Below are 889 nucleotides of genomic sequence, written 5' to 3'. Positions count from 1 at the left end.
CGATCCCCGAGGCCTCGGCCCTCGCCCGGATCGAAGCGCGCCAGCTCGCCTTCGTCGAGGGCCTCACGCGTTACGCCGACTGGCGCTCGCAGCGCGCCGCCGCCGCGCTCAAGAAGCTCGGCCTCAATCCCGACAACATGATCCGCAATGCCGATCGCAGCGCGATGGGTGGTCCGCTCGAGAAGCTGAGCACCGATGCCGACGGCGGCATCGATCCGCGCTTCGAGCGGCTCGGCCTGTCGATCGCGCGGATGGACGCGCTCGAACGCGGTCTCGCCGGCGTGCCGCAGGTCGCCCCGGCCAAGGTCGAGATGGTCACCTCGAGCTACGGCTATCGCCGCGATCCCTTCACCGGCGTTGCCGCGATGCACAAGGGGCTCGATTTCCGCGGCCCGGTGGGCGCACCGATCTTCGCCGCCGCGCAGGGCCGCGTCAGCTTCGTCGGCCGTCGCTCGGGCTATGGCAATGTCGTCGAGATCAGCCACGGCAACGGGCTGATGACGCGCTATGCGCATATGTCGAAATTCGCCGCCAAGGTCGGCCAGACGGTCGCTGCCGGAGACACGATCGGCGCGATCGGTTCGACCGGGCGCTCGACCGGACCGCACCTCCACTTCGAGGTCCGCATCAACAATCGCGCGGTCAATCCGCGTACCTTCCTGGAGACGGCTCCCAATGTTCTCGAAGAAATCCGCCGAGCTCCCCAGCTCGCCGCCAGCAAGTAATTCGGGACGCGAGCGCATGGCCAGCAAGAGCAATTCGACCTTTTCGGTCCTCGGCGCGGATCTTTCGATCACCGGCGACATCGTCGCCTCGGCCGACCTGCTGACCGCGGACGCCGCGCTGGTGCGCGCGCAGGCAGGCGGCCCAGCGGCTGTGCACGCTGCGC

At 68.7% G+C, this 889-nt stretch carries 1 protein-coding gene; it reads left to right on the top strand.

The annotated features are described in order from the left end of the window. Positions 1 to 725, top strand: a 725-nt coding sequence (locus tag AAFM29_RS17770; protein WP_341714037.1) for a M23 family metallopeptidase, incomplete at its 5' end; no start/stop codon positions are given. Positions 726 to 889: the final 164 nt, after the last annotated feature.

Origin of the sequence: Erythrobacter sp. (assembly GCF_038133525.1) — a bacterium.
GTDB lineage: Bacteria > Pseudomonadota > Alphaproteobacteria > Sphingomonadales > Sphingomonadaceae > Qipengyuania.
This window is presented reverse-complemented; position numbering and strand designations above follow the sequence as displayed.